Origin of the sequence: Rhizobium sp. NZLR10 (assembly GCF_019685125.1) — a bacterium.
GTDB lineage: Bacteria > Pseudomonadota > Alphaproteobacteria > Rhizobiales > Rhizobiaceae > Rhizobium.
In genome coordinates this window covers 90,850-117,552 of sequence record NZ_JABDWE010000018.1, presented here as the reverse complement: position 1 = coordinate 117,552, position 26,703 = coordinate 90,850, and the positions used below count along the sequence as shown (strand labels likewise).

24 protein-coding genes are annotated in these 26,703 nt (G+C 62.1%); 20 read left to right on the top strand and 4 right to left on the bottom strand.

Annotated features, from left to right (window positions below; translation table 11 throughout):
- Position 1 precedes the first annotated feature (1 nt).
- Positions 2-637 (top strand): 2,3-bisphosphoglycerate-dependent phosphoglycerate mutase, encoded by a 636-nt coding sequence (locus HJB82_RS24350; protein WP_164006076.1) that lies wholly within the window; start codon positions 2-4, stop codon positions 635-637.
- A 44-nt stretch (positions 638-681) separates the two neighbouring features.
- Here the strand turns inward: HJB82_RS24350 and phnF are convergent, their stop codons facing one another.
- Positions 682-1,419, bottom strand: a complete 738-nt coding sequence (gene phnF / locus HJB82_RS24345) for a phosphonate metabolism transcriptional regulator PhnF (protein WP_221116492.1) — start codon at positions 1,417-1,419, stop codon at positions 682-684.
- 108 nt (positions 1,420-1,527) lie between these two features.
- Between phnF and phnG the strand changes: the two genes are divergently transcribed.
- The 15 genes from phnG to HJB82_RS24270 all read left to right on the top strand — a co-directional run bounded on the left by phnG (position 1,528) and on the right by HJB82_RS24270 (position 14,220).
- Positions 1,528-2,004: a phosphonate C-P lyase system protein PhnG gene (gene phnG, locus HJB82_RS24340; RefSeq protein ID WP_207582452.1), complete on the top strand. Its 477-nt coding sequence runs from the start codon at positions 1,528-1,530 to the stop codon at positions 2,002-2,004.
- Positions 2,004-2,612 (top strand): phosphonate C-P lyase system protein PhnH, encoded by a 609-nt coding sequence (gene phnH, locus HJB82_RS24335; RefSeq protein ID WP_221141768.1) that lies wholly within the window; start codon positions 2,004-2,006, stop codon positions 2,610-2,612. The genes phnG and phnH overlap by 1 nt, the downstream gene beginning before the upstream one ends.
- Positions 2,613-2,616: 4 nt before the next feature.
- Positions 2,617-3,723: a carbon-phosphorus lyase complex subunit PhnI gene (locus HJB82_RS24330; protein ID WP_221116490.1), complete on the top strand. Its 1,107-nt coding sequence runs from the start codon at positions 2,617-2,619 to the stop codon at positions 3,721-3,723.
- Positions 3,720-4,595, top strand: a complete 876-nt coding sequence (locus HJB82_RS24325; RefSeq protein ID WP_207582449.1) for an alpha-D-ribose 1-methylphosphonate 5-phosphate C-P-lyase PhnJ — start codon at positions 3,720-3,722, stop codon at positions 4,593-4,595. Before HJB82_RS24330 ends, HJB82_RS24325 begins: the two co-directional genes overlap by 4 nt.
- On the top strand, positions 4,592-5,368 hold the full coding sequence (gene phnK, locus HJB82_RS24320) for a phosphonate C-P lyase system protein PhnK (protein ID WP_207582448.1): 777 nt from the start codon (positions 4,592-4,594) through the stop codon (positions 5,366-5,368). The genes HJB82_RS24325 and phnK overlap by 4 nt, the downstream gene beginning before the upstream one ends.
- An 80-nt stretch (positions 5,369-5,448) precedes the next feature.
- Entirely contained in the window at positions 5,449-6,156 is a 708-nt protein-coding gene (gene phnL / locus HJB82_RS24315) for a phosphonate C-P lyase system protein PhnL (protein ID WP_207582447.1), read from the top strand.
- Positions 6,153-6,770, top strand: coding sequence for a DapH/DapD/GlmU-related protein (locus tag HJB82_RS24310; RefSeq protein WP_221141767.1), 618 nt, complete (start codon positions 6,153-6,155; stop codon positions 6,768-6,770). The genes phnL and HJB82_RS24310 overlap by 4 nt, the downstream gene beginning before the upstream one ends.
- A gap of 128 nt (positions 6,771-6,898) precedes the next feature.
- A complete protein-coding gene (gene phnC / locus HJB82_RS24305) occupies positions 6,899-7,744 on the top strand; it encodes a phosphonate ABC transporter ATP-binding protein (protein ID WP_207582445.1) in 846 nt (281 codons plus the stop codon).
- A gap of 86 nt (positions 7,745-7,830) precedes the next feature.
- Positions 7,831-8,736 carry a phosphonate ABC transporter substrate-binding protein gene (phnD, locus tag HJB82_RS24300; protein WP_207582444.1) on the top strand — a complete coding sequence of 302 codons (906 nt, stop codon included), beginning with the start codon at positions 7,831-7,833 and terminating at the stop codon, positions 8,734-8,736.
- Between the two features lie 65 nt (positions 8,737-8,801).
- On the top strand, positions 8,802-9,761 hold the full coding sequence (phnE, locus tag HJB82_RS24295; RefSeq protein ID WP_207582443.1) for a phosphonate ABC transporter, permease protein PhnE: 960 nt from the start codon (positions 8,802-8,804) through the stop codon (positions 9,759-9,761).
- Between the two features lie 7 nt (positions 9,762-9,768).
- The gene (gene phnE / locus HJB82_RS24290) at positions 9,769-11,112 is read left to right on the top strand and encodes a phosphonate ABC transporter, permease protein PhnE (RefSeq protein ID WP_221132961.1); all 1,344 of its coding nucleotides are present in this window, start codon (positions 9,769-9,771) and stop codon (positions 11,110-11,112) included.
- Positions 11,113-11,256: 144 nt separating this feature from the next.
- Positions 11,257-11,952 (top strand): DUF1045 domain-containing protein, encoded by a 696-nt coding sequence (locus tag HJB82_RS24285; protein ID WP_207582441.1) that lies wholly within the window; start codon positions 11,257-11,259, stop codon positions 11,950-11,952.
- Between the two features lie 13 nt (positions 11,953-11,965).
- Positions 11,966-13,105 carry an alpha-D-ribose 1-methylphosphonate 5-triphosphate diphosphatase gene (locus tag HJB82_RS24280; RefSeq protein WP_207582440.1) on the top strand — a complete coding sequence of 380 codons (1,140 nt, stop codon included), beginning with the start codon at positions 11,966-11,968 and terminating at the stop codon, positions 13,103-13,105.
- Positions 13,102-13,698 (top strand): phosphonate metabolism protein/1,5-bisphosphokinase (PRPP-forming) PhnN, encoded by a 597-nt coding sequence (gene phnN, locus HJB82_RS24275; RefSeq protein ID WP_207582439.1) that lies wholly within the window; start codon positions 13,102-13,104, stop codon positions 13,696-13,698. The genes HJB82_RS24280 and phnN overlap by 4 nt, the downstream gene beginning before the upstream one ends.
- Positions 13,699-13,716: 18 nt before the next feature.
- On the top strand, positions 13,717-14,220 hold the full coding sequence (locus HJB82_RS24270; protein WP_221116486.1) for a GrpB family protein: 504 nt from the start codon (positions 13,717-13,719) through the stop codon (positions 14,218-14,220).
- A 29-nt stretch (positions 14,221-14,249) separates the two neighbouring features.
- On the opposite strand, the gene HJB82_RS24265 is transcribed toward HJB82_RS24270, so the two are convergent.
- Together HJB82_RS24265 and polA are read right to left on the bottom strand one after the other, a co-directional pair.
- Positions 14,250-16,595 carry a DNA translocase FtsK gene (locus HJB82_RS24265; RefSeq protein ID WP_221141766.1) on the bottom strand — a complete coding sequence of 782 codons (2,346 nt, stop codon included), beginning with the start codon at positions 16,593-16,595 and terminating at the stop codon, positions 14,250-14,252.
- 267 nt (positions 16,596-16,862) lie between these two features.
- Positions 16,863-19,862 carry a DNA polymerase I gene (polA, locus tag HJB82_RS24260; RefSeq protein WP_221141765.1) on the bottom strand — a complete coding sequence of 1,000 codons (3,000 nt, stop codon included), beginning with the start codon at positions 19,860-19,862 and terminating at the stop codon, positions 16,863-16,865.
- Positions 19,863-20,371: 509 nt separating this feature from the next.
- Here polA and HJB82_RS24255 point away from each other — a divergent pair.
- Positions 20,372-20,788: a MarR family winged helix-turn-helix transcriptional regulator gene (locus tag HJB82_RS24255; RefSeq protein ID WP_164006058.1), complete on the top strand. Its 417-nt coding sequence runs from the start codon at positions 20,372-20,374 to the stop codon at positions 20,786-20,788.
- Positions 20,789-20,807: 19 nt separating this feature from the next.
- On the opposite strand, the gene HJB82_RS24250 is transcribed toward HJB82_RS24255, so the two are convergent.
- Positions 20,808-23,186 carry an EAL domain-containing protein gene (locus HJB82_RS24250; RefSeq protein ID WP_207582435.1) on the bottom strand — a complete coding sequence of 793 codons (2,379 nt, stop codon included), beginning with the start codon at positions 23,184-23,186 and terminating at the stop codon, positions 20,808-20,810.
- A 222-nt stretch (positions 23,187-23,408) separates the two neighbouring features.
- Between HJB82_RS24250 and HJB82_RS24245 the strand changes: the two genes are divergently transcribed.
- The 3 genes from HJB82_RS24245 (at position 23,409) to HJB82_RS24235 (ending at position 26,507) form a co-directional block, all read left to right on the top strand.
- A complete protein-coding gene (locus HJB82_RS24245; RefSeq protein ID WP_207582434.1) occupies positions 23,409-24,797 on the top strand; it encodes a dipeptidase in 1,389 nt (462 codons plus the stop codon).
- A 360-nt stretch (positions 24,798-25,157) separates the two neighbouring features.
- Positions 25,158-25,826, top strand: coding sequence for an SH3 domain-containing protein (locus HJB82_RS24240; protein ID WP_221141764.1), 669 nt, complete (start codon positions 25,158-25,160; stop codon positions 25,824-25,826).
- A 459-nt stretch (positions 25,827-26,285) separates the two neighbouring features.
- Positions 26,286-26,507 carry a hypothetical protein gene (locus HJB82_RS24235; RefSeq protein ID WP_164006054.1) on the top strand — a complete coding sequence of 74 codons (222 nt, stop codon included), beginning with the start codon at positions 26,286-26,288 and terminating at the stop codon, positions 26,505-26,507.
- The last annotated feature ends 196 nt before the right edge of the window (positions 26,508-26,703 follow it).

Sequence of the window (26,703 nt, the reverse complement as noted above, 5' to 3'; positions counted from 1 at the left end):
CATGAGCGGTACCCTCGTCCTCGTTCGCCACGGCCAGAGCGACTGGAACCTGAAGAATCTCTTCACCGGCTGGAAGGATCCCGATCTGACGGCGCTCGGCATCGAGGAGGCCAATGCCGGCGGCAAGGCGCTTGCCGAATACGGGATCAAATTCGACGTCGCCTACACCTCGGTGTTGGTGCGCGCGCAGCACACGCTGAAGCTCATCCTCGACAAGGTCGGCCAGCCCGATCTGCCAACGATCCGCGACCAGGCGCTGAACGAGCGCGACTATGGCGATCTCTCCGGTCTCAACAAAGACGATGCTCGCGCCAAATGGGGCGAGGAACAGGTGCATATCTGGCGCCGCTCTTATGACGTGCCGCCGCCCGGGGGCGAGAGCCTGCGCGATACCGGCGCCCGCGTCTGGCCCTACTACCTCACAGAAATCCTGCCGCGCGTGCTCAACGGCGAGAAGGTGCTGGTTGCCGCACACGGCAATTCGCTGCGCTCGCTTGTCATGGTGCTCGACAAGCTGAGCAAAGAAGGCGTGCTTGCCCTCAATCTCGCGACCGGCGTTCCCATGGTCTACAAGCTGAAGGCGGATTCCACCGTCGCGTCGAAGGAAGTGCTCGGCGATATGTCCGGCGCACACTGAATTCTGACGTCCGTGCCAGCCGGAGTCGGCTGGCACCTCATGTCTCAATTCTCGATGGTGAACTGCACCCGGTCGGCTGCGAACCGGCTGATCGAATATTGCACCGGCACGCCATCGAGATCAGTGTTCATCGCCTTTGCGATCAGCAGGATCGCGCCGGGGGTGAGTTCGAGGTCGGCCATATCGGCTGCATTCGCATGGGCGGCCGTCACCTCGGTCGTTGCACGGACATAGTCCGACAGGCCGAGCTCGGCGAAAGCCTTGGTGATCGATTCGTGCTTGCGGTAGGCCTCGCCGATCCCGGCAAAACGCCCGGCAGGAAACCAGCTCGTCGCCTTTGAAACCGGCCGCCTGTCGGCATGGCGCAATGTTTCCAGCCGGATCACCTGCCCCCCTGGCTTGATATTCAGCCAGCGGGCGACCTCGGCGCTGGCCTCCTCCTTCACCTCGTCGAGCAGAAGGCCGCGCATCTCGCGCGCCTGATCGCCGATGCCGGCGGTAAATCGCGTGCGCCGGGTAATCGGGAAATTCAGCCGCTCCTTGCGCTCGATCAGCGTGCCGCGACCTTGTACCGCACGGACGATCCCTTCCTGCGCCAAGGCCGCCAAAGCGCTCCGCACCGTATGCCGGTTGACGCCGAATTGCAGCGCCAGGACCGTCTCCGGCGGCACCATTCCGGTCTCGTCATAGGTACCCGTGCTGATTGTCTCACGGATCCGGTCGGCGATCTGGCGCCAGAGCGCCACACCAGTCTGCCTTTGCACCTGCTTTAATCCTGGCATTCCGCCCCCGTTCCCACGTCCGATGTCACACGCTTGTCACCACATCGATTTAAGCGTAGGTATATCTTGTATGGTTGTCTATATCAATAGACATTTGAGGAAGCGACAATGATATCAGCGGATAGGACAGGCGCAACGCCACAGACGGCATCCGGGCGCAAACGCGCCGCCGATCTGCTGGCGCGCGCGGAACTGAGCGAACTCTCGGCGGTCTGGAACGCGTTGCCGGAAAAGCCCGCGGCACATCCGGTGCGCGGACCGGAGACCGGGTTGGTGATGGTCCGCGGCCGCATCGGCGGCGGCGGCGCTCCCTTCAATCTTGGCGAGGTCACAGTGACCCGGGCCACGGTCCGGCTCGTCTCCGGGGCGATCGGCCATGCCCAGGCGCTGGGCACCGACCGTGAGAAGGCCCGGCTGGCGGCGATCTTCGACGCGCTCTGGCAGGAGGAGGCGACGAAGGATTTTGTCGAACAGGCACTGCTTTTGCCCGTCGCCGAACGGATCGCCGATGCCGAACGCCGCAAGGCGGACGAGACGGCAGCGACCCGCGTCGATTTCTTCACCATGGTGCGGGGAGACAACTGATGGGGCTGAAGACAGAAGCCCTCACAGGTGGCTTTGCCGACCCGGTCTTCCACGCCCAGAGCGTCTTCAAGATGCTGATGGACGGCATGGCTCGCCCCGGCACGATCCAGACCGTCCGGCCCGATGTCGCGCCGCCTGTGCCGTTCGGTATTGGCGCCGGCACGATCGCGCTGACGCTTTGCGACCACGACACGCCTGTCTGGCTGTCCCAGGGACTGGCGAAATCGGCCGTGCCGGAGTGGCTCGGCTTCCACACCGGCGCGCCGCTGACCGGTGAAAAGGCTGAGGCCCGCTTCGCCTTCACGGAGGCCGGCACCGCGCTTTGCTCCTTCGGCCTGTTTGCATCGGGCACGCAGGAATATCCCGACCGCTCGACGACTGTTGTCATCGAGCTCGCCGATCTCGAGGGTGGACGCAGGCTGGCGCTGATGGGGCCCGGTATCCAGAGTGTGACGGAAATCGCGCCTGTCGGGCTGCCGGAGACCTTCCTGCGGCTCTGGACCGAGAACCGCGCGCTCTTCCCGCGCGGCATCGACATCGTGCTGACGTCGGCCGAGCGTTTCCTCTGCCTGCCGCGCACCACCAAGATCACAGCAACGGAGATCTGAGCTCATGTATGTTGCCGTCAAGGGTGGCGAGGCCGCCATCGCCAATGCCCACCGCCTACTGGCCGACCGCCGCCGCGGCGACCGTTCGTTGCCCGCGATCGGCATCGAACAGATCGTGGCGCAGCTGGCGCTCGCCGTCGACCGGGTGATGGCCGAGGCCTCGCTTTTCGACCGCACACTCGCAGCGCTTGCCGTCCGCCAGTCGCGCGGCGACATGATCGAGGCGATCTTCCTGCTGCGCGCCTACCGCACGACGCTGCCGCGTTTCGGCTATTCCAAGCCGCTTGACACGGCTGATATGACGATCGAACGCCGCATCTCGGCGACCTACAAGGATCTGCCGGGCGGCCAGCTTCTTGGGCCCACCTTCGATTATACCCACCGGCTGCTCGATCCGTCGCTGCTTTCCGACGAGGCGGTCGAGACGCCTGCCCAGCGCACAGCCGAGACCGGCCGCGTCATGCGCGTCTCCGAGATCCTCGGCGAGGAGGGGCTGATCGAGGCCGACGGCGACATGCCTGAGGATCACGAGATCGGCGACCTGACCCGCGAGCCGATGGAATTTCCGATGACCCGCGATCTGCGCCTGCAGGCGCTCGCCCGCGGCGACGAAGGTTTTCTGCTGGCGCTCGGTTATTCCACCCAGCGCGGCTACGGCCGCAACCACCCCTTCACCGGCGAGATCCGTATCGGCGAGGTCGAGGTGGAATTCGACGTGCCGGAACTCGGTTTTGCCGTCTCGCTAGGCACGATCCAGATCACCGAGTGCCAGATGGTCAACCAGTTCAAGGGTTCGGCGAAGGCACCCCCGCAATTTACCCGCGGCTACGGCCTGGTCTTCGGCCAGAGCGAGCGCAAGGCGATGGCGATGTCGCTGGTCGACAGGGCGCTTCGTGCCGAAGAGCTCGGCGAGGATATCACCGCCCCGGCACAGGACGAGGAATTCGTCATCTCGCACTCCGACAACGTCCAGGCGACCGGCTTCGTCGAGCACCTGAAGCTTCCGCATTATGTGGACTTCCAGGCCGAACTCGATCTCGTCCGCCGCATGCGTCGCGAATTCGAAGCCGCCCGCAACGCTGGCGAAGACATGAAGGAGGCCGCCGAATGAGCGATCTGGCCAGCTACAACTTCGCCTATCTCGACGAACAGACCAAACGGATGATCCGCCGCGCCATCCTGAAAGCGATCGCCATTCCCGGCTATCAGGTGCCTTTCGCTTCGCGCGAAATGCCGATGCCTTACGGCTGGGGCACCGGTGGCGTGCAGGTGACGGCCTCGATCATCGGACCGGATGACGTGCTGAAGGTCATCGACCAGGGTGCCGACGACACGACCAACGCCGTTTCCATTCGCGCTTTTTTCCAGAAGGTCGCCAATGTCGCGGTGACGACGCGCACAGGCGAGGCGACGATCATCCAGACGCGCCACCGCATTCCGGAAGAGAAGCTCGGGCCCGGCCAGGTGCTCGTTTACCAGGTGCCTATCCCCGAGCCGCTGCGTTTCCTCGAACCGCGCGAGACCGAGACGCGCAAGATGCATGCTCTCGAGGAATACGGCCTGATGCATGTGAAGCTCTACGAGGATATCGCCCATAACGGCCGCATCTCCAAGACCTATGCCTATCCGGTGAAGGTACACGGCCGTTACGTCATGGACCCGTCGCCGACGCCGAAATTCGACAATCCGAAGATGCATATGTCGGACGCGCTGCAGCTTTTCGGCGCGGGACGCGAGAAGCGCATCTATGCGGTTCCGCCCTATACCGACGTCGTCAGCCTGGATTTCGATGACTATCCCTTCGACATCCAGCGCTTCGACAAGCCCTGCGCCCTTTGCGGTGCCGAGGATGTCTATCTGGACGAGGTGGTTCTCGACGACAAGGGCGGGCGCATGTTCGTCTGCTCCGACACCGATCACTGCGAAGACCGCCGCGCCCATGGGCATGCCGGCGAGATGTTGGCCCGGGAGGCTGCAGAATGAGCGATATCCCGCTTCTCAAAGTCCATGACGTTTCGAAATTTTACGGCAACCGGATCGGCTGCCGCGACGTCTCCTTCGATCTCTGGCCGGGCGAAGTGCTCGCCATCGTCGGCGAGTCCGGCTCCGGCAAGACGACACTGCTGAACTGCCTCTCCACCCGGCTGCTGCCGAGCACTGGCAGCGTCGAATACCACATGCGCGACGGCAGCTACCGCGACCTCTACCGCATGAACGAGGCCGAGCGGCGTTTCCTGATGCGCACCGACTGGGGCTTCGTGCACCAGAATCCGGCCGACGGCCTGCGCATGACCGTCTCCGCCGGCGCCAATGTCGGCGAACGGCTGATGGCGATCGGCGACCGGCACTATGGCACGATCCGCGCTTCGGCGATCGATTGGCTGGAGCGCGTCGAGATCGACGCCGACCGCATCGACGACCAGCCGCGCGCCTTTTCCGGCGGCATGCGCCAGCGCCTGCAGATCGCCCGCAACCTCGTCACCGGCCCGCGCCTCGTCTTCATGGACGAACCCACGGGCGGCCTCGACGTCTCGGTGCAGGCACGCCTGCTCGATCTGGTGCGCGGCCTCGTTAACGATCTCGGCCTGTCGGCGATCATCGTCACCCACGATCTCGCCGTCGCCCGCCTGCTCTCACACCGGATGATGGTGATGAAGGACGGCTACGTCATCGAACACGGGCTCACCGACCGGGTGCTCGACGACCCGCGCGAACCCTACACGCAACTGCTCGTCTCCTCGATCCTGCAGGTCTGAGCAATTCAAGACTTTACAGCGTCCTTGCGCGTCTTTTCAGGGCCCGGCGCTGTAAATCCGAAACCAGGAAAGAAGACATCATGCCAACGCCCCTCGTCGTTTCCGAAGTCTCGAAAAGCTTCACCATGCACCTGCGCGACGGCATCAGGCTGCCCGTCGTTTCCAATGTCGCCTTCTCGGTCGCCTCAGGCGAATGCGTCGTGCTCGGCGGCCCATCGGGCGTCGGCAAGAGCTCGCTGCTCAAGATGATCTACGGCAATTATGCCGTCGACACTGGCCAGATCCTCATACGCCACGACGGGCGCATCGTCGACCTCGCCGCCGCCGATCCGCGCACCGTGCTCAACGTGCGGCGCCACACGCTCGGCTATGTCAGCCAGTTCCTGCGCACAGTACCGCGCGTCGCGGCGGTCGATGTGGTTGCCGAACCGCTTGTGGCGCGCGGCGAAGACGCCGCCACGGCACGGGAAAAGGCGGGCGCCCTGCTTGCCAGGCTCAACCTGCCGGAAGCGCTCTGGCAACTTCCACCCGCCACCTTCTCCGGCGGCGAGCAGCAGCGCGTCAACATCGCCCGCGGCTTCATCACCGAGCACACGATCCTGCTTCTCGACGAACCCACAGCCTCGCTCGATGCCAAAAACCGTGCCGTCGTCGTCGGCATGATCGAGGAGAAGAAGAAGGCGGGTGTCGCGCTTCTCGGCATTTTCCACGACGAGGAAGTGCGCGAGGCGGTCGCCGACCGCATCCTCGACGTCCAGCTGTTCTCGCCTGGAAAGATCGCCGCATGAGCCGCAAGCTTGGCATCGAGCCCTATGTGCATGAGACGGCATCCGTCAGCGACTCCACCTTCGGGCGCTATACGGAGGTCTCCGAGCGCTGCCGCATCAGCGAGGCCACGTTCGGCGACTATTCCTACATCATGCAGGATGGCTCAGTCTGGTGCGCAACGATCGGCAAGTTCGTCAATATTGCCGCCGCCGTGCGCATCAACGCCACCAATCATCCGACCTGGCGGGCGACGCTGCATCATTTCACCTATCGTGCCGCCGACTACTGGCCGGACGGCGACATGGAAACCGATTTCTTCGCCTGGCGGCGGGCAAACCGCGTGACGATCGGCAACGATGTCTGGATCGGCCATGGGGCGACCATCCTGCCCGGCGTCACCGTCGGCAACGGCGCGGTGATCGGCGCCGGTGCGGTGGTATCGAAGGATGTCGCTCCCTACGCGATCGTCGGCGGCGTGCCGGCCAAACCAATCCGCGAACGCTTTCCAAGAGAGATCGGCGAACGGATGGACAGGCTTTCCTGGTGGGATTGGGAGCACGACCGGCTGCGCCAGGCGCTGGAGGATTTCCGCAACCTGAGCGCGGAAGATTTCCTGTTCCGCTACGGTGGTTAAACCGCCGATATAGATGCGCAACAAGCGCGGGGATATGTGACAGGACTTACACAAATATGACATGGGAGGTTCATCAAGCGGGACTAATGCGATGCTGACCAAGGCCTGGAGTGCAAAGGGAAAGCATGATGTTCGAGCTGAAGAATGTCACACGTCGTTTCGGAAAAAAGCTCGCCGTCGATTCCGTCACGCTCGACATTCCTCAGGGCCAGATGGTCGGCATCATCGGCCGATCCGGCGCCGGCAAGTCGACGCTCTTGCGCATGATCAACCGGCTGCAGGAACCGAGCTCCGGCTCCATTCATTTCGCCGGCGTCGAGGTCTCCGGGCTTCGCGGCCGGGCGTTGCGCAACTGGCAACGCGATTGCGCGATGATCTTCCAGCAGTTCAACCTGGTGCCGCGCCTCGACGTTCTGACCAATGTCATGCTCGGCCGCCTCAACCACCGCTCGACGCTTCTGAGCCTGCTCAACATCTTCACCCGCGAGGAACGTGTGCATGCCATCGCTGCGCTCGAACGCCTCGGCATCGAGCAGACGGCGTTGCAGGCATCCGGCACGCTTTCCGGCGGCCAGCAGCAGCGCGTGGCGATTGCGCGAGCGCTGATGCAGAACCCGAAGATGGTTCTCGCCGACGAGCCGATCGCCTCGCTCGATCCGCTGAATGCCAAGATCGTCATGGATGCGCTGCGCGATATCAACGAGCGCGAGGGCATCACCGTCATCACCAACCTTCACACGCTCGACACCGCCCGCAACTATTGTGAGCGCATCGTCGGCATGGCCAGCGGCCGCGTCGTCTTCGACGGCAAGGCCTCGGAACTGACCGCCGAGGCAGTGAAGGCAATCTACGGAACGGACAAGGATGGCGCCGGCATCGACGAAACGATGACCTCGACATCCATCAATATCGCTCCCGAGCGGGCAGACAATCAATCCGCCGGCGCCCAACCGCTGGCGCTGGCCGGTCTCTGAGCGAGGCGGCCGCGATCGCGCGCCCGCGTCAAGGGCACACTTCTTCGTAACGGAAGACCGGGGGCACCGGTCAATAGGAGAGACACATGTTGAAGAAAGCACTCTTTGCGGCAACGGCGCTCTTCGCGCTCGCCGGCGCCGCCAACGCGGCAGATCTCAAGGAATTCCGCATCGGCATTCTCGGCGGCGAAAACGAAACCGACCGCCTGCGCAACTATGCCTGCCTTGCCGACCACCTGAAGCAGGAATTCGGCTTCGAGAAGGTGTCGCTGTTCCCCGCCGCCGACTATGACGGCGTTATCCAGGGCCTGCTCGGCGGCACGCTCGACTTCGCCGAACTCGGCGCTTCCGGCTACGCAGCCATTTACATCAAGGACGAGAAAGCTGTTACGCCGATCCTGACGACGCAGCAGAAGGACGGCTCGACGGGTTACTACTCGGTCGGTCTCGCCCTGAAGTCCTCCGGCATTAAGAACATCAAGGACGCCAAGGGCAAGAGGCTCGGCTACGCCGATCCAGATTCCACCTCCGGCTATCTCGTGCCGCTGACGCAGATCCCCAAGGACACGGGCATGCCGAACGACAAGTTCTTCGCCTCGACGCAGTTCAACGGCGGCCACGAGAACAACCTGCTTGCCGCTTATGACGGCAAGGTCGACGTTGCCGTCGACGACTCGTCGGGCATCGGCGAATTCAAGGACGGCTACACCTCCGGCACCTTCCGCAAGGAAGTCGACAAGGGCGCCGTCGATCCGAACAAGCTGGTTGAAGTATGGCGTTCGCCGCTGATCCCGAACGGCCCCCTCGTCGTTCGCAACGCCCTCGGCCAGGACTGGCAGACGAAGCTTGCAGCCTTCTTCACGGCTCTGCCGGAGAAGGATCACAAGTGCTTCGCGGCTGTCGAAGGCGGCGACTACAAGGGTTACGCCCCGGTCAAGCACGACTTCTACAACGCCGTCGTCGAAGTCCGCAAAGCTGCCATCGGCGGCTGATCGGTTTCTGGAATGCGGGGCGGCCGGAAACGGCCGCCCTTTATCTTTGATCGGGCGAGGCGTCCATGACTATTGCCGATACACAGCCGCACATGCAGAGCACGCAGGAGATCGGCACCGCCTGGGAGCGGATGGTCGCCAAGCGCCGCTTCTACACTATCCTCGGCCTGGTTATCTTGATTGCGGCCTTCGTCAGTTCCGTCCGCTTCGCCGACGAGAGCAATGCCGGCCATTTCTTCGACCGCCTGCCGCATATCTTCGACTTCCTGAGCTGGCTCATCCCCAGGGACTGGAACGATGTCTGGCGTGCGCTGTTCGACATTGCGAGCGTCAACGACAAGGGCGGCGAGGAATTCAATTTCGACAAGGGCCGCGTCTACGTCTGGGGCGCTTTCTACATCCCCGAATATTTCGAGCTGATGATCGTCACGATCAACGTGGCGCTGATCTCGACGATCGTCGCTTTTGTCTTTGCCGTTCCCTTGAGCTTCTTTGCCGCCCGCAACCTGACCAGTTCATGGCCGCTGCGCATCGTCGCCAAGCGCCTGATGGAATTTTTGCGCGCCTTCCCTGAGATCGTTATCGCCGGCCTGTTTTCCGCGATCCTGTCGATCGGGCCGGTGGCTGCCATCATCGCCATCACCCTGCACACGATCGGCGCGCTCGGTAAACTCTTCTACGAAGTGGCCGAGAATATCGACATGAAGCCCGATGAGGGCATGAAAGCCGTCGGCGCCAACTGGTGGGAGCGCGTCCGCTTCGCCGCTCTGCCGCAAGTGCTGCCGAATTTCACCTCCTATGCGCTCTTACGCCTAGAGATCAACGTGCGCGCCTCGACCATCATCGGCGCCGTCGGCGGCGGCGGCATCGGCGAGGAGTTGAAGCTTTCGATCTCGCGCGGCTTCGGCGCGAAGACGATGGCGCTCGTTCTGCTGCTGTTCGTGACGATCGTCGCCGTCGACCAATTCTCCGCATGGCTGCGCCGCCGCCTCGTCGGCGAGCACGCCTTCCTTCTGCAACATTGAGGCCGCCATGACGGTGATCGACGCAAACCGCATGCATGAGATAGAAACACGCTATCCGGAATATTTGCACCGGTCGTTCCGCCAGCGTTTCGGCGGGCTGATGATCCTGATCGCGACGCTGCTCTATAGCCTCTATGCCGTCTGGTTCTTCGACCTGCCCAAGCTTTTCGCCGAAGCCCATTGGGAGCGCGTCGGCATCTATCTCAGCCAATGGGTGAGCTACGACGTTCAGCCGGAATTCCGCATCGGGGATGACGGTTCGATCGACATCCACTATCCACGCTTCTCGCCGCTCGGCGACAATCCGCATGCGGACTGGCTGGTCAACAATCCCGATGGCAGCATCACGGTTTCGATCAGCGGCACCAGCCGCACCGTCACCGTCTCGAAGAGCGAGACGACCGTCACCGCGCATGGCATCAGCGTTCCCGTCGAGGTTTCGAGCGGTGCGCCGAAAGTTGTCGGGCCGGTGCCCGGCTGGATGACCGTCTATGACGACAATGTGCTCGCCGATCTCGGCTTTGCCGGCGACGTCAGCATTTCCGTCGACCGGGTGAAGATCCGCAAGCGTTTCATCGGCTGGGCGAATTTCATCTTCGACACGCAATCGTCCTTCTTCGACAAGCCGGTCGGCGAGGTCGTCAGTCTCATCGTTTCCGGCCCGCGCATCAAGCCCGACCAGTCCAACCTGGCGCTCGCCTTCGACGACATTTGGAACAACAGCGAATGGCAGCACGGCGATGTCTGGACCAAGCTTTTCCAGACGATCGTCATGGCATTCCTCGGAACGCTGCTCGGCTCGCTCACAGCCTTCCCGCTGGCCTTCCTGGCGGCGCGCAACATCACGCCGAACCGGCTGCTCAATCAGATCCTGAAGCGCTTTTTCGATTTCCTGCGCTCGGTCGACATGCTGATCTGGGCGCTGTTCCTGACGCGCGCCTTCGGGCCTGGCCCGCTTGCCGGCAGCGGCGCGATCTTCCTCACCGAGACCGGCACGCTCGGCAAGCTCTATTCCGAAGGGCTGGAGAATATCGACAACAAGCCACGGGAAGGCATCAAATCGACCGGCGCTCAGACCGTGCTCGTCCATCGTTACGGCATTATGCCGCAGATCGTTCCCGTCATCGTCAGCCAGACGCTCTACCAATGGGAATCGAACGTGCGCGGCGCGACCATCATCGGCGCCGTCGGCGCGGGCGGCATCGGCCTCAAATTGTGGGAGGCCATGCGCACCAACGCCAACTGGGAAAACGTCGCCTACATGGTCATCCTGATCCTGATCGTCGTGTTCATTTTCGACGCCGCCTCGAACGCGCTGCGCCACCGGCTGATGGGCACGAAAACCCACTGATATATCCGCTCCAAAGGCCGTGGCGGCGCTGCCGCCATCATCATTCTGTCACGGAAATCTTTTAGCCGGGAGCCTGCTTGCGGTTCGCCGCCAAATCACTGCACATTGCGCTCCCCCGTTTCGATGTCCTCAGGATAAAAGCCCTTGCGCTATGCTCTCTATTTCTCGCCGCCGAAGGACGATCCCCTGACCGGCGAGGCGTCGCTCTGGCTCGGCCGCGATGCGTTCACCGGCGAGACCTATTCTGCGTCAGAACATGAGAGACTGGGTGCGGCGGAGCAGTTCGAGCTGACCGCGGATCCTCGCCGCTACGGCTTTCACGCGACGATCAAGGCGCCGTTTTCGCTCGCCGCCTCGGTCACCGAGAAGGATCTCATGGCCGTTGCCGAGGATTTTGCCGCGCGCACTGAAGCTTTCGAGATTCCTGAACTCGTGCTGGGCCAGCTCGGTCGTTTTTTTGCCCTCGTTCCCGGTTCTCTTCATCAACCTCTTCAGGATTTCGCCGCGAAGGTGGTAAGGTCCTTCGAACCGTTCCGCGCAACGCTTTCCGAGGCCGATATGGCGCGGCGCAACCCGGAGAAGCTCAGCGACAGCCAGCGCACCCATCTGCAGCGCTGGGGTTATCCTTATGTGATGGAGGATTTCGGCTTCCACATGACACTCACCGGCCAGGTGCCCGAGACACGCGCCGCAGTGATGAAAGCGATCCTGACCGAGCGTTTTGCCGATTTCACCGGTCGGCCGCTTACGATTTCGGGCCTTGCCGTCTTCACCGAAGAAACGCGCGGCGCCCCGTTTAAAGTTCATTCCTGGCTGCCGCTTGCCGGCGCCAAAAGCTGAAAGACCAGACGAGATGAGCAAAGAGACCGTGTTTTCCAACGCCCGCATCGTTCTTGAGGATGACATCCTCTCCGGATCGATTCTCATTCGCGACGGCAAGATCGCCGACATTTCCGAAGGCAACTCGGTAGCCGGCGAAGATTTCGAGGGCGACTACGTCATTCCCGGCCTCGTCGAGCTGCATACCGATCATCTTGAAGGCCATTATCAGCCGCGTCCCGGCATTCGCTGGAACAAGACCGCCGCAATCCAGGCGCATGATGCCCAGATCGTCACTTCAGGCATCACCACGGTGTTCGACTGCCTGCGCATGGGCGCGGACGAGGACGGCGGCTTCGAACATGGCGAGATGCGCGAGATGGCCGACGCCATCCAGTCGGCGGAGAAGGAAGGCCGGCTGCGCGCCGAGCACCTGATCCACCTGCGCTGCGAGGTCTCGGCCGACAATGTGCTCGAACATTTCGCCGATTTCGAAAACGATCGGCATGTGCGGCTGGTCTCGCTGATGGATCATGCGCCCGGCCAGCGTCAATTCCAGACGATGGATCAATATATCTTCTACTATCAGAAGAAGCGCGGCCTGAGCGACGAGGTCTTCGCGCGTTTCGTCGCCAAGCGCCAGGCGGAATCGGCGCGCAACTCGACGCCGCATCGCAACGCCATCGCCAAGGTCTGCGCCGAACGCGGCATCACCGTGGCAAGCCACGACGACGCGACGCTCTCCCATGTCGGCGAGGCGATCGACAACGGCGTGCGGCTTGCCGAATTCCCGACCAGCTTCGACGCAGCCCGCGCCTCGCACGGTCACGGCATGAGCGTGCTGATGGGCGCGCCGAACATCGTGCGCGGCAAATCCCATTCCGGCAATATCGCTGCCCGCGACCTTGCCGAGATGGGCGTGCTCGACGTGCTTTCCTCCGATTACGTGCCGCTCAGCCTGCTGCATGCACCCTTCATCCTCGCCGATGAAGTCGAGAGCATTACCCTGCCGAAGGCGATCGCCATGGTGACGTCGACGCCCGCCCGCACCGTCAGCCTCGACGATCGCGGCCGGATCGCCACCGGACTGCGCGCCGATCTCGTCCGCGTCCACCGTTCGCATGGCGTGCCGGTGACACGCTCCGTCTGGCGCCAGGGACGCCGTGTCGCATGAGCCCTTACGAACCCCATCCAGGAGCCGGAGCCGAGCGCGGCATCATGGTCGTCGTCGTCGGGCCGAGCGGCGCCGGCAAGGACACGCTGATGAACCTCGCCGCGCGGCATTTCGCCGGCCGCGCCGACGTACATTTCACCCGCCGCGTCATCACCCGCCACCGCGACGCCGGCGGCGAAGACCATCTTTCCGTCTCCCTCGAAGGGTTTGCCGCGATGGAGCAGTCGGGCTCCTTCGCCGTCTGGTGGGAGGCGCATGGCTTGAAATATGGTATTCCGGCCGAGGTCTCGGTGGCATTGTCGCGCGGCCATGTCGTTGTCGCCAACGGCTCGCGCTCGGCGCTTCACCGTTTCCAGGCGGCTTTCCCGCGGCTCAAGGTGATCAACGTCACCGCTCGCCCGGAAGTGCTCGCGAGCCGGCTGGAGGCGCGCGGGCGCGAGACGCATGAGGATATCATGGCGCGGCTTGCCCGCGGGCCGCTGACGGTGCGCGGCGACTACGACGTGGCGGAGCTCGACAATAGCGGCTCGCTCGAAGAGGCCAAGCAGAAGATGGTCACGATCCTCGACGGGCTGCTCGCCGAGATTCACTGACCGAGATCGGAAGGAAGCATGCGCGCCATCAAAGTGGTCGACTACGATCCCTCCTGGCCGCTGCTGTTTGCCCAAATCAGCAGTGAAGTCTCTATTTTGCTCAGTGATTCCGTGCTGTCCATCGATCATATCGGCAGTACGTCTGTGCCTGGTCTGGCGGCCAAGCCGAAGATCGACCTCGATATCGTCGTGATCTCAGACGCCGTTCTGCCGACGGCGATCGAAGCGGTGCGCTCTGCCGATTTCGTCTTCCACGGCGACGCTGGAGAGAACCGGTGGGCCTTCACCCGAGATCATGACGGCTACGGGTTCAGGCTCTGTGTCTGCGGACCCGATCATCGCGGACACCAGGAGCGCATCCTGTTTCGCGACTATCTCGTGGATCACCCTGAGAGAGCTGCAGCCTATGCCGACCTGAAACGTCGGCTGGCTGCGGAGGCAGACGGAAATTGGGACTTTTATACCGGCGGAAAGACCGAGTTCGTCAGCGAGACGGTGCGGTTGGCAGTCTCAAGAATGTGAACGGAGTGCGTGGCGCACTCCGCGCCTGATTAGTCGCCGTCACCCCGCCCGGAAACGATCTCGCGCTTGCCGACATGGTTGGCCGGGCCGACCAGACCTTCCTTCTCCATGCGCTCCACCAATGAGGCGGCTCTGTTATAGCCGATGCCGAGGCGGCGCTGGATGTAGGAGGTCGAGCACTTCTTGTCGCGCAGGACGACCTTCACCGCCTGTTCGTATAGCTCGTTGCCATCCTCGGAGGCCATGGCGCTCTTGTCGAAGACGGCGCCGGCTTCTTCCTCTTCCGTTTCTTCCTCTTCGTCGGCGGTGACGGTGTCGAGATATTCGGGGCGGCCCTGGGTTTTCAGATGGGCAACGACCTTTTCAACCTCGACGTCAGAGACGAAGGGACCGTGGACGCGGGAAATCCGGCCGCCGCCCTGCATATGCAGCATGTCGCCCTGGCCGAGGAGCTGCTCGGCGCCCTGTTCACCGAGGATGGTGCGGCTGTCGATTTTCGAGGTCACCTGGAAGGAGATGCGGGTCGGGAAGTTCGCCTTGATCGTACCGGTGATGACGTCGACCGATGGGCGCTGCGTCGCCATGATCAGATGGATGCCGGCGGCGCGGGCCATCTGGGCGAGGCGCTGGATCGCACCTTCGATCTCCTTGCCGGCGACCATCATCAGGTCGGCCATTTCATCGACGATGACGACGATATAGGGCATCGGCGTCAGGTCGAGCGCCTGGCTTTCCTCGATCGGGACGCCGGTGCCCTTGTCGAAGCCGACCTGGACCATGACATGGATCGTCTCGCCCTTGTCGCGGGCCTGCGCCACGCGCTCGTTATATCCGTCGATATTGCGGACGCCGAGGCGCGACATCTTGCGATAACGCTCCTCCATTTCGCGCACGGCCCATTTCATCGCCATCACCGCCTTCTTCGGATCGGTGACGACAGGCGTCAGAAGATGCGGGATGCCGTCATAGACGGAAAGTTCGAGCATCTTCGGGTCGACCATGATCAGCCGGCACTGTTCCGGCGTCAGGCGGTAGAGCAGCGACAGGATCATCGTGTTGATGGCGACCGACTTGCCGGAGCCGGTAGTGCCGGCGACGAGCAAATGCGGCATCTTGGCGAGTTCGGCAATAACCGGCTCGCCGCCGATGGTCTTGCCGAGACCGAGCGCCAGCTTGTAGCCGCTCTTCTCGAAATCCTGGCTTTCGATCATCTCGCGGAAATAGACGGTTTCACGAGTGACGTTCGGCAATTCGATGCCGATGACGTTGCGGCCGGGGACGACGGCGACACGGGCCGAGAGCGCCGACATCGAGCGGGCGATATCGTCGGCAAGACCGATGACGCGCGACGATTTCACGCCCGGCGCCGGCTCGAATTCATAAAGCGTGACGACTGGGCCGGGGCGGACATGGATGATTTCACCCTTGATGCCGAAGTCCTCGAGTACACTTTCCAGAAGCCCGGCATTCTGCTCCAGCGTCTCCTGCGACATGATCTCGCCGAGGCGTTCCGGCGGTTCCTGCAGGAGGGCACGCGGCGGAAACTCATAGCCGGATGCGTCGATCTTTTCGGGTCTTGTCACACGACGCGGCGAGGGCAGGACCGCGGAGACGGGCGGCGTAGAACGGGGTGTCGGCGCAGCCTCAGGCGCCAACGCGACTTGAGGAGCTGGCGCAATCTGAGGGGCTGGCGCAGCCTGGGGGGAAGGTACGACCGGTGCCTCGACAGGAATGCGCCGGAGCCGTTCCAGGGATATTGCGGCCGGAGGGCGGACGGCGAGCTTTGCGGAGACCGCGGCGGGCGGCTGAACCGGGCGGGAGGCGACGGGCGCGGGGGCCGGCCGGCCGGGGCGCCATTCCATGATGCGGAACAGCGACGTGATCGATTCGGGCGCAGTCTCGACCTTCGGGAACGAGATCAAGGCAGGCGCGCGAACCGGCTCACCTTCTTCGAAGGCCATGACTTCCCAGAAGGCGAAATCCGAAATGGAAGAAAGCTCGGCACTGGCGCGGAAGGCAGGCGCGGCGGGCCCTTCGGGCAAGGGTGACGGTTGCAGTTCGATCACGTGCGGTGCTGCGGAAAGTTCGTAGGGCTCCGGCAGATAGGCATCGAACGGCACGTCGACGGCGACCGGCTCGATGCGTATCGCCTGCTGTCCAATCTGCGAATCATCCCGAACAAGCTCATTCGGCGCCCGCCGCTTGCTGATCAGCGTTTCCGGCGTGCGGGTGAAACGGACATTCGGCGCGAGAGAAAAATTGCTCTGCCAGATCGGTGCCGCCGGCTTTTCTCCGGGATTTATCTCCGGAAGCTCGGTTTCAATCTCGCTGGAAAAGTCCCCGGCGTCCGTCAAATTGGTTCTGGGAAAACGCATGCGTCCGCTACTCACTCATGCCTAACAAATTACGACCCTACCGGGATAGAAAAGGAAGGTTAATAAGTTCCTTCCCGCCGTATCGTTCTGATACGGCTCCCGTCGCTAAATCGCTGCGATTTCAGTGAGTTGAGTTAAGCGGAAAAATCTTTGCCAATTTTGTGAGGACCCGAAGTGCGGCGCATCGACTCTGATGATGCGGAGCCTATCAGGCCCTCGTTTTCTGCATGTCGTTTACCCAAGATGCACACATTTGGGCGACATGGATCAATGCGCCTCGTCCCAATTGCTGGCAGCGCGCGCATCGACCCTCAGCGGCACGCGCATTTCGAGCGCCGGCATGGTGGCGTTTTCCATGACCGAGACGATGATCGGCATCGCCTTTTCGACATCCTCGTCCTCGACTTCGAAGATGAGTTCGTCATGCACCTGCAGCAGCATGCGGACGCGATCGCCAAGGCCGACTTCAGCCAGCGCCGGCTCCATCTTGATCATCGCCCGGCGAATGACGTCGGCAGCCGAGCCCTGGATCGGCGCGTTGATCGCCGCACGCTCGTTGAAGGCGCGTACCGACGGGTTGGAAGAGCGGATTTCGGGATAGTTGATTCGCCGCCCGAAGATCGTCTCGACATAACCCTTGTCGCGCGCCATGGCCTTTCGGCTTTCCATATAGTCGCGGATGCCCGGGAAACGCTCGAAATACTTCTTGATGTAGTCGCCGGCTTCCGAACGCTCTATCGATAGCTGATTGGCGAGGCCGAAGGCCGAGATGCCGTAGATGATGCCGAAATTGATCGCCTTGGCGCGGCGACGCACCTCGCCCGGCATGCCCTCGACCGGCACACCGAACATTTCCGACGCGGTCATCGCGTGAATGTCGACGCCATCCTCGAAGGCCTTGGTCAGCTGCGGGATCTCGGCCACATGGGCAAGCACGCGCAATTCGATCTGGCTGTAGTCGGCAGAAATCAGCTTGTGGCCAAGTGTCGAGATGAAGGCGGTGCGGATCTTGCGGCCTTCGGCGGTGCGCACCGGAATGTTCTGCAGGTTCGGCTCGGAGGAGGACAGGCGTCCCGTCGTCGTCGATGCCAGCGAATAGGAGGTGTGGACCCGTTTGGTTTCTGCGTGGACATAGCCCGGGAGCGCGTCGGTATAAGTGGACTTCAGCTTGGTGACCTGGCGCCAGTCGACGATTTTGCGCGGCAGCTCGAAACCGGCGGCGGCCAAATCCTCGAGCACCTGCGCGGAGGTGGACCATTGCCCGGTTTTGGTCTTGCTGCCGCCGGCAAGGCCCATCTTGCCGAACAGGATGTCGCCCAGCTGCTTCGGCGAGCCGATATTGAAGCGCTCGCCGGCCAGCACATAGATCTCGTCTTCCAGCCTGGCGGCGCCCTGGGCCAGCTCGCCGGACAGGCGCGACAGGATCTGCCGGTCGACGGTGATGCCGCGCGCTTCCATGCGCGCCAGCACCGGCAGCAGCGGCCGCTCCAGCCGTTCATAAACGCTGGTCAGTCCTGCCGCCGCCAGCCGTGGCTTCAGCACCAGCCAGAGGCGCAGCGTCACGTCGGCATCCTCGGCCGCATAATGGGTGGCGCGATCGATATCGACGAGATCGAAGGTGACATTCGCTTTGCCGCTGCCGGCCACGTCCTTGTAGGGGATCGGGGTATGACCGAGGAATTTTTCCGAGAGCGGGTCCATGCCATGGGCGCCGGTGCCGGCGTCGAGCACGTAGGAGATCAACATCGTGTCGTCGAAACTCCTGGTCTCGATGCCGTAGCGCTTCAACAGCAGATAGTCGTATTTCAGGTTCTGCGCGACCTTGAGAACCGCCCCGTCCTCCAGCAATGCCTTCAGCCGCGGCAAGGCATCGCGCATGGCGACCTGGTTTTCGACAAGGCCGCCGCCGAGCAGATCGCCGACGCCGTTCTTGTGGGTGAGCGGCACATAGGCGGCGCGGATCTTGGTGCCGGTGGGATCGGCCACATTGTCGGCGATCGCCAGCGAAAAGCCGACAAGCTCGGCCTGCATCGCATCGAGCGAGGTGGTCTCGGTATCGAAAGCAACGAGGCCGGTATCGCGCGCATCGGCGATCCACCGGTCGAGCGTCGCCAGATCGCGGATCGTCACATAGGCCGAATGATCGAAGGGCAGCGTCGCAAAGGCGTCGGCGCGCGCCTTGGCAAGATCGGCGGGTGAGAAGGCGCCTTCGACGGCGGTCTTTGCCTTCGCACGGGCTGGCACCGGCACCGATTCGCCGGAAACCTCGGGGATGCCGCCGGCAACGGGGGCCGGCTCGGCCGCATCGAGATCGGGGCCGTGGGCAGCCTTACCCCATTCGACGTTGACGATCGCCGGTTCGATGGCGTTCGCATCGCAATCGCAGACTTCGGCGACGCGGCGCGTCAGCGTCGTGAATTCCATGGTCTTGAGGAAGCCTATCAGCTTCGGGCCGTTCTGCGGCTCCAGCACCAGCGCGTCGAGATCGAGATCGAGCGGCACATCGGTGCGCAGCCGCACGAGGTCGCGCGAGAGCCTCGCCATATCGATATTGGCGAGGATCGTCTCGCGGCGCTTGACCTGCTTGATCTCGGTGGCGCGTTCGAGCAGCGTGTCGAGATCGCCGTATTCCTCAAGAAGCTGGGCGGCGGTTTTCGGGCCGATGCCGGGAATTCCGGGAACATTGTCGACGGAATCACCGGTCATCGCCTGCAGATCGATCATCTTTTCTGGCGGCACGCCCCATTTCTCGATGACGTCAGGAATGCCGATCTGCTTGTCCTTCATGCTGTCATACATATGGACATTGGGACTGACGAGCTGCATCAGGTCCTTGTCGGAGGAGACGATGGTGACATCGGCGCCGGATGCCTCAGCCTGGCGGGCGTAAGTGGCGATGATATCGTCGGCCTCAAAACCTTCGGTCTCGATGCAGGGCAGGTTGAAGGCGCGGGTGGCTTGGCGGATCAGGCCAAATTGCGGGATGAGCTCCTCCGGCGGGGCGGACCGGTTCGCCTTATATGCGTCGTAAAGATCCTTGCGAAACGTCTTGGCGGAATAATCGAAGATGACTGCAAGGTGTGTCGGCTTCACGCCGACATCGGTATTGCGCGCATCCCTCAACAACTTCCACAGCATGTTGCAGAAACCGGAAACGGCGCCGATCGGCAGGCCATCGGTCTTGCGGGTCAGCGGTGGCAGTGCATGAAACGCCCGGAAGATGAATCCGGAACCATCGATTAGGAAGAGGTGATCGCCTTTTTTCATGGGTGCATGGATAGCGCGGGCACGGGACGAGGTCTATATAAAGTTCGGCGCGCGAAAAGGGTTACGCACCTCTATTCAGAGGCGCAAAGGACGCTGTCGCACTTTGAATGGACGCATAATTTTTTCCTTAAACCGCATTCCGAATCGAGGAATTGTGCAGCGGAGATTCCGCTCACCAAACTGTTACCGATTTGTAACGGTCGCCCTCCCTTGAAAAACCACATTCACAGGCACAAATCCATGTCACCGGCGCTTGATCGCGCCGCGGGTCTGACTACCGGCTTGTCCCCCGCCGCGTCAGGCTTGGACAAAGGCCTTATCCCCCTCTCCGGGCCTTTGTCCCCACTTTAAGGTCGCCATGGCCAACCTCCAGGCCATGGCGACTTTTGTTTTTCCCGGACACTCGAAATTATCATCGTCGCTTGCATATTTTGAAGCATCGCATGCGATTTGCTGCATTGTCTCCAGCATGGTTTTGAGCCTAACTTGCAATCATGGGATTTAACCGCATGGATTCGGGAGCCTACCTTGCCAGCCAGCTGGCGAAGGGTTTTGCCCGCTCGCTGCACCAGCGCGCGGTCGGGCTCGGTTTTTCTCCGGGCCAGTTCCCCATTCTGCTGGAACTCTGGGCCGAAGACGGGCTGACCCAGAAACAGCTTCTCGAGCGGGTCGATATCGAGCAGGCGACCATGGCCAACACGCTTTCGCGCATGGTCCGCGACGGGTTGATCGAACGCCGGCCGCATCCATCCGATAAGCGGGCGCAACTGCTCTTCCTGACGCCGAAGGCCAGCGCCATGGAGGCCGAGGCGATCGAGACCGCGCGTGAGGCCGACCTTGCGCTGTTTAAAGGTTTTCGGGTTTTCGAGCGCGAGCTGACACTTGAATATATCCGCCGGCTTCTGGAAAACGCCAAGGCGCTCTGACCGGGATTATTTGCTGAGATTATTCGTTGACAAGGCGTGTGCGCCGTCGCGGCGGCATGCCGGGTCCGGCCTGCCGGACGTTTTTACCGACGGCTAGCTTCAAGCTCGGCTCGATATCCGGCTTGCCGAGCAACAGGCCCTGCACCTGTGCGCAACCTTCCTCGACGACGATCTGGCGCTGCATCTCCGTTTCCACACCCTCGGTGACGACGGGCATGCCGAGGCTGTGGCCGAGACCGATGATAGCGCGCACGATCGATCGCGCCGCCGCGTCATGCTCCAGCACGCCGGTGAAGCTGCGGTCGACCTTGATCTTGTCGAAGGGAAACGAGCGCAGGTTCGAGAGCGAAGAGTAACCGGTGCCGAAATCGTCCATGACAATGTGCACCCCCAACCTCCGCAGGCGCTGCAGCATTGCCATCACCCGGTCGCGATCGCGGATCAGCGCTGCCTCGGTGATCTCAAGCTCCAGCCGATCGGGTGCGAGCCCGGTCTCGGCAAGCACCGCCTCGATCCGCTCGCACAGGTTGGGCAGCATGAACTGCACCGGTGAAACATTGACTGCAATCGTCAGCGGCTGCGGCCAGCGCGCGGCCTCCATGCAGGCCTGCCGCAATATCCATTCGCCGAGCTGAACGATCGAACCGCTTTCCTCGGCGACGGGGATGAAAATGTCGGGCTCGGTCATGCCGTGGCCCGGCCGGTGCCAGCGCATCAAGGCCTCGTAGCCGCTGATCTCGCCGCTCTGTGCATTGAGGATCGGCTGATAGTTGACATGGAGTTGATTGCGGATGATTGCATGGCGCAGGTCGCTTTCGATCTGGCGGCGGTTCCGCGCCGCTTCGTCCATCTCCGCGTCGAAGAAACAAGCCCGGCCGCGACCATCATGCTTGACGCGGTAGAGTGCGGTATCGGCATTGTTGCAGAGTTCTTCGGCCGTGCGCCCATCTCTTGGATAGAGCGCGATGCCGAGGCTGACGCCGACGGCTGTGGGGTCACGGGCCGTGTCCATCTCGGCGGCGAATTCGTCGATGATATCAGCCGCAAGCTTTTGCGCCGACGCCGGCTGCTGCCCAGCGGATTGGATGATGGCGAATTCGTCGCCGCCGAGCCGGGCGATCGTATCGCTCTCACCGGCCACCCGGCGCAGGATAGAGGCAACCTTGCGGAGAATGCGGTCGCCTTCGGCGTGGCCGAAGATGTCATTGACGGCCTTGAATCGATCGAGGTCGAGACAGAACAGCGCCACCTCGGTGTTCTTTCGCTCCGCCACCTGCAGCGCCTGCCGGATGCGGGTGTCGAACAGCGACCTGTTCGGCAGATCGGTGAGCACGTCGTGATGGGCGAGATGCTCGATCATCTCCTCGGCCTGCTTGCGCTCGGTGAGATCGCGCACCGCCAGCACCTCGCAATTGCGGCCACGATAAACGATCTTGCTGGAGGTCGCTTCTACGGCAATCTCTCGGCCGGCGCGGGTGTTTAGCAGCGTCTCGCCGGGCCGGTTCTCCCGAGGTCCCTGAACGACCGTCAGCACATCCGAGGGGACCTTACCCGAGAGATCGGCAAGCTTCCAGCCTGATAAGGCCTGGAATCGTTCGTTGGCATCGATGATCCGGCCTTCGCGCAGGATCAGCAACCCCTCCTGCGAGGCATTGGCAAGCCCGCGCAGATCCGTCAGATGGCTTTGGACGAAGACCACGGCAAGTGCGACCAGGATAAGAGCCGTTGCCGCCACCACGACGATCGCCGCAAGCACCCTGGTGTCGAGCACCGATGTGGGAACCTCCATACCGGGGTCCGGGACGAGCGTAATGCTGCCCATCGAAATGAAGTGAAGAGTGCAGATGGCGAGGACGAACACCAGCGATGAGGTGAGGAGACGCCTCATCCCCTTCAGACTGAAAAAGATATGGAAAGCGGCGCTCGACAGAAGCATTCCGGCAAGGACCGCCGTCAGTGTCATCAGAGGATCGTAGAGGATAACAGCCTGCGCCTCGATCGCCTGCATGCCGGTCAGGTGCATGGAAGCGATGCCGAGGGCCATCAGAACGCCGCCGCGGATAGAGGAAAATCTTCCGTCACGTTGCGAAGCGGCGAGGATCGCCACCCATGAGCCGACCACCGACAGGAGAAAGGAAAGCAGCGTCAGGTCGAGCGCGTAGCTGATTGGCGTGCCGCCATCATAAGCGAGCATCGCGATGAAATGCGTTGCCCATACGCCGGTGCCGAAGGCAAAGCCCGACGCGCCGATCCAGAGCTTGCGGCGTCCGGCGTCGCAGTCCTGGGCACGGGAATACAGCAGCATCGCCGCCATGACGCCAACCAGGCAGACCGCGGCCGCCGCCACGACTAGCCGCCAATCGTGATTGTCGCGAATACATGCAATGACCGAAAACATCTGCGCCCCCGAACAGCTGGTTTTGGCCGATGCTATTTAGGTTGTGCTAATTAACTGTAAATTGAATTAGGTCTTTCTTTATTATCGTGAAACGGCCCTCCATAAGACCGATCCACGTCGCTTCAGCACTCTTGCGCCTCCCGCCTGATTTTTACGTTTTCCGCCTCGCCTGCTTTCCTGGTTTGGTCTATCGTCCGGCCAAATTTCGAAAAGGAGTCGAAAATGACCGATATACAACCGGTGCTTTCGCGCGCGGATCAGAACCTTTCATCAAGCCTCGAAAAATTGTTCGAACTGCTGCGCATCCAGTCGATTTCCACCGATCCCGCCTACAAAGCCGAATGCCGCAAGGCCGCCGAATGGCTTGTCGCATATCTCCAGACGCTCGGCTTCGAAGCCTCGGTGCGCGACACACCTGGCCATCCGATGGTGGTCGCCCATCATGCCGGCGCGTCCACCGATGCGCCGCACGTTCTGTTCTATGGCCATTACGACGTTCAGCCGGTCGATCCGATCGAGCTCTGGGAAAACGACCCCTTCGAACCATCGATCAAGGATGTCGGCGACGGCCGCAAGATCCTGACCGGCCGCGGCACGTCCGACGACAAGGGCCAGTTGATGACTTTCCTCGAGGCCTGCCGCGCCTATAAGGAGATCCACGGCGCACTTCCCTGCCGCGTCACCATTCTCTTCGAGGGCGAGGAAGAATCCGGTTCGCCGTCGCTGAAGCCTTTCCTCGAAGCCAATGCCGCCGAGCTTAAGGCCGACTGTGCGCTGGTCTGCGATACCGGCATGTGGGATCGCGACACGCCGGCGATCGCCGCCGCGCTGCGCGGCCTTGTCGGCGAAGAAGTAACCGTGACGGCCGCCGACCGCGACCTGCATTCCGGTCTCTTCGGAGGCGCTGCCGCCAACCCGATCCATATTCTCGTCGAGGCTCTCGCCGGCCTGCATGACGAAACCGGCCGCATCACGCTCGACGGCTTCTACGACGGCGTCGAGGAAACCCCTGAGAACATCAAGGCGTCATGGGAGACGCTGGGCAAGACCGCGGAGAGCTTTCTCGGCGAAGTCGGCCTTTCCGTTCCCTCGGGCGAAAAGGGCCGTTCGGTGCTCGAACTCACCTGGGCGCGGCCGACCGCCGAAATCAACGGCATCTGGGGCGGATATACCGGCGAAGGCTTCAAGACAGTGATCGCCGCCAAGGCTTCGGCGAAGGTTTCGTTCCGCCTCGTCGGCACGCAGGATCCGGCCGCCATCCGCGAGGCTTTCCGCAGCTATGTCACCTCGAAGATTCCCGCCGATTGCTCGGTCGAGTTCCATCCGCATGGCGGTTCGCCGGCTATTCATCTCTCCTATGATTCGCCCGTTCTGACCAAGGCGAAGACCGCGCTTTCCGACGAGTGGCCGAAACCCGCCATCGTCATCGGCATGGGCGGCTCGATCCCGATCGTCGGCGACTTTCAGAAGATGCTCGGCATGGAATCGCTGCTTGTCGGCTTCGGCCTCAGCGATGACCGCATCCATTCGCCGAACGAGAAATACGAGCTCGTCTCCTACCACAAGGGTATCCGTTCATGGGTCCGGATTCTCCAGGCGCTCGCCGCCTGAAGGAAACGCAATAACAAAAAGGCCGGTTAAAACCGGCCTTTCGTCATCCACTCGCTCAGTGCCAGTTCATCCGTGGTCAATGAGAAGCGGGTATGGCAGCCAGACTGCCTCCGAAAGGTTAACGGATCGTTAACGGCGCACGCGATCGCCAGGTTGTCGGAAGCACTGCGCCACATCGATAGAAATTCCCCGTTCAAGCTACGTTCATCACGGACCACTATAAGCCATTGAAAGACAAAGTGAATAATAACGCTCTCGCAAGTGCGGGGCGGTCGTTTCACCTTTCCTTTCAGACGGCAGATGCCAGGCAAGTGCAGCCGGGCGCAGCCCCAAAATGCGCCTATGAGGAGTGAGAAAAGCGTGAAAAATCTGTTTGCTAAAATCGCCGCGGCTGGTCTCTTCATGCTGGCGCCTGTCATGGCGCAGGCTGCCGAGGGCTATTCGACGGCGAACGTCAACATGCGCGCCGGTCCGAGCACCCGATACCCCGCCGTCGCGGTGATACCCGCCGGTTCTTCCGTCGAGATCCGCGGGTGCCTTCCCGACGTCAACTGGTGCGATGTGGAGTTCTACGGCGGCCGCGGCTGGGTATCCGGCCAATATGTGCAGGCTCTCTACCAGCAGCGCCGTATCTTTGTCGGTCCGCAATATTACCGTCCGCTCGGCATCCCGGTCATCCGCTTCAGCGTCGACAATTACTGGGATCGCTACTACCGCAACCGCGATTTCTATCGCGAGCGGGACCGCTGGAGCCGCGGCCCGGACGACTATTACCGCGACAATCGAGATCGCGACATTCGGGATCGCGACAATCGCGATCGCGACAACCGGGATCGAGACAACCGGGATCGCGATCGGAAATGGCGCGACGGGGATCGCAACCGGGACGGCGATAGAGACTGGCGCAATCGAAATGGCAATCAGGATGGGCGCGACGACAATCGACGGGGCGACCGGAGAGATGGAGATCGCAGACCCAATGGCAGGGATTTTGATTGCCGGCCCGGCGATCCCTCCTGCGACCAATGAGATCCAAAGGGGCGGCCGCAGCGCCGTCCCTTTCGAGGTTTTCCCGGGCACCGGCGGGTACGCAAGAAAAAGCCCGGCGCTCCCGAGAGGGATGCACCGGGCCTGATGTCGATCGGCGCGTGTTGAGGGGAGACGGCCGATCATGCGCGGAACGTGAGGGGTTGTCCCGCTTTTCCCTAAACAATCGCGGCGCCAATTGGTTCCGACCAGCAGACAGAAGATGTGCGACGAACGCAGCGCGCGCATTTCGGCGTCACGCCGATAAAGATCATCCGGCGGCTTTGCTCCGTCCCGTCGAGAGTGAGATTTTTGACAGTCGCCATGACTGGCATCCATGCCTGCAACAGGCCACCGACAAATTGATCTGAGAGCACGCTTGATGCTCTTGTCTTGCGGGATTCTTTGTTGCAGTTTTGAGACGTTGCGGATCGATTTCGATCCGTTCGAGGCTGGACCCTGATGACGCAAGACTACTTGGCTTTCCTAGGGCTTTTCGGCGCTCGGGCAGCCGCGATAGACGTTACCGTATGGCATAAACACAACCCACTCCTTCCTGTGCGACTTACCGATGGGGCGAACCTCAACCCTTCCGGCCAGATCTGGCGCCGCTTTCATCTCGGCGAGTGGGAATATAAGCAGGACCCGGAAACGCTCGACGATTACGAGGCCCGCCAGTTCTGAGCGCCAACGCATGTCGCCCAAAAGTGCGCAGCGGTTTTGGGATAAAGCGCATCGCATATAAAGCAGGAATGACGACGCGCTTTTTGGCGCGATCTGCTTTGCTTTCCATAATTAATACCCCGTTAAATCGCCGCATTTACAGTCCAGTCGGATGATCGCGGCGCCCGTTGCATGATTCCCTAAATCGGAACCGATT

Excerpts from the sequence above, each read along its gene's own strand:
- HJB82_RS24350 (WP_164006076.1), top strand. The coding sequence starts at position 2 with ATGAGCGGTACCCTCGTCCTCGTTCGCCACGGCCAGAGCGACTGGAAC.
- phnF (WP_221116492.1), bottom strand. The coding sequence starts at position 1,419 with ATGCCAGGATTAAAGCAGGTGCAAAGGCAGACTGGTGTGGCGCTCTGG.
- phnG (WP_207582452.1), top strand. The coding sequence starts at position 1,528 with ATGATATCAGCGGATAGGACAGGCGCAACGCCACAGACGGCATCCGGG.
- phnH (WP_221141768.1), top strand. The coding sequence starts at position 2,004 with ATGGGGCTGAAGACAGAAGCCCTCACAGGTGGCTTTGCCGACCCGGTC.
- HJB82_RS24330 (WP_221116490.1), top strand. The coding sequence starts at position 2,617 with ATGTATGTTGCCGTCAAGGGTGGCGAGGCCGCCATCGCCAATGCCCAC.
- HJB82_RS24325 (WP_207582449.1), top strand. The coding sequence starts at position 3,720 with ATGAGCGATCTGGCCAGCTACAACTTCGCCTATCTCGACGAACAGACC.
- phnK (WP_207582448.1), top strand. The coding sequence starts at position 4,592 with ATGAGCGATATCCCGCTTCTCAAAGTCCATGACGTTTCGAAATTTTAC.
- phnL (WP_207582447.1), top strand. The coding sequence starts at position 5,449 with ATGCCAACGCCCCTCGTCGTTTCCGAAGTCTCGAAAAGCTTCACCATG.
- HJB82_RS24310 (WP_221141767.1), top strand. The coding sequence starts at position 6,153 with ATGAGCCGCAAGCTTGGCATCGAGCCCTATGTGCATGAGACGGCATCC.
- phnC (WP_207582445.1), top strand. The coding sequence starts at position 6,899 with ATGTTCGAGCTGAAGAATGTCACACGTCGTTTCGGAAAAAAGCTCGCC.
- phnD (WP_207582444.1), top strand. The coding sequence starts at position 7,831 with ATGTTGAAGAAAGCACTCTTTGCGGCAACGGCGCTCTTCGCGCTCGCC.
- phnE (WP_207582443.1), top strand. The coding sequence starts at position 8,802 with ATGACTATTGCCGATACACAGCCGCACATGCAGAGCACGCAGGAGATC.
- phnE (WP_221132961.1), top strand. The coding sequence starts at position 9,769 with ATGACGGTGATCGACGCAAACCGCATGCATGAGATAGAAACACGCTAT.
- HJB82_RS24280 (WP_207582440.1), top strand. The coding sequence starts at position 11,966 with ATGAGCAAAGAGACCGTGTTTTCCAACGCCCGCATCGTTCTTGAGGAT.
- phnN (WP_207582439.1), top strand. The coding sequence starts at position 13,102 with ATGAGCCCTTACGAACCCCATCCAGGAGCCGGAGCCGAGCGCGGCATC.
- HJB82_RS24270 (WP_221116486.1), top strand. The coding sequence starts at position 13,717 with ATGCGCGCCATCAAAGTGGTCGACTACGATCCCTCCTGGCCGCTGCTG.
- HJB82_RS24265 (WP_221141766.1), bottom strand. The coding sequence starts at position 16,595 with ATGCGTTTTCCCAGAACCAATTTGACGGACGCCGGGGACTTTTCCAGC.
- polA (WP_221141765.1), bottom strand. The coding sequence starts at position 19,862 with ATGAAAAAAGGCGATCACCTCTTCCTAATCGATGGTTCCGGATTCATC.
- HJB82_RS24255 (WP_164006058.1), top strand. The coding sequence starts at position 20,372 with ATGGATTCGGGAGCCTACCTTGCCAGCCAGCTGGCGAAGGGTTTTGCC.
- HJB82_RS24250 (WP_207582435.1), bottom strand. The coding sequence starts at position 23,186 with ATGTTTTCGGTCATTGCATGTATTCGCGACAATCACGATTGGCGGCTA.
- HJB82_RS24245 (WP_207582434.1), top strand. The coding sequence starts at position 23,409 with ATGACCGATATACAACCGGTGCTTTCGCGCGCGGATCAGAACCTTTCA.
- HJB82_RS24235 (WP_164006054.1), top strand. The coding sequence starts at position 26,286 with ATGACGCAAGACTACTTGGCTTTCCTAGGGCTTTTCGGCGCTCGGGCA.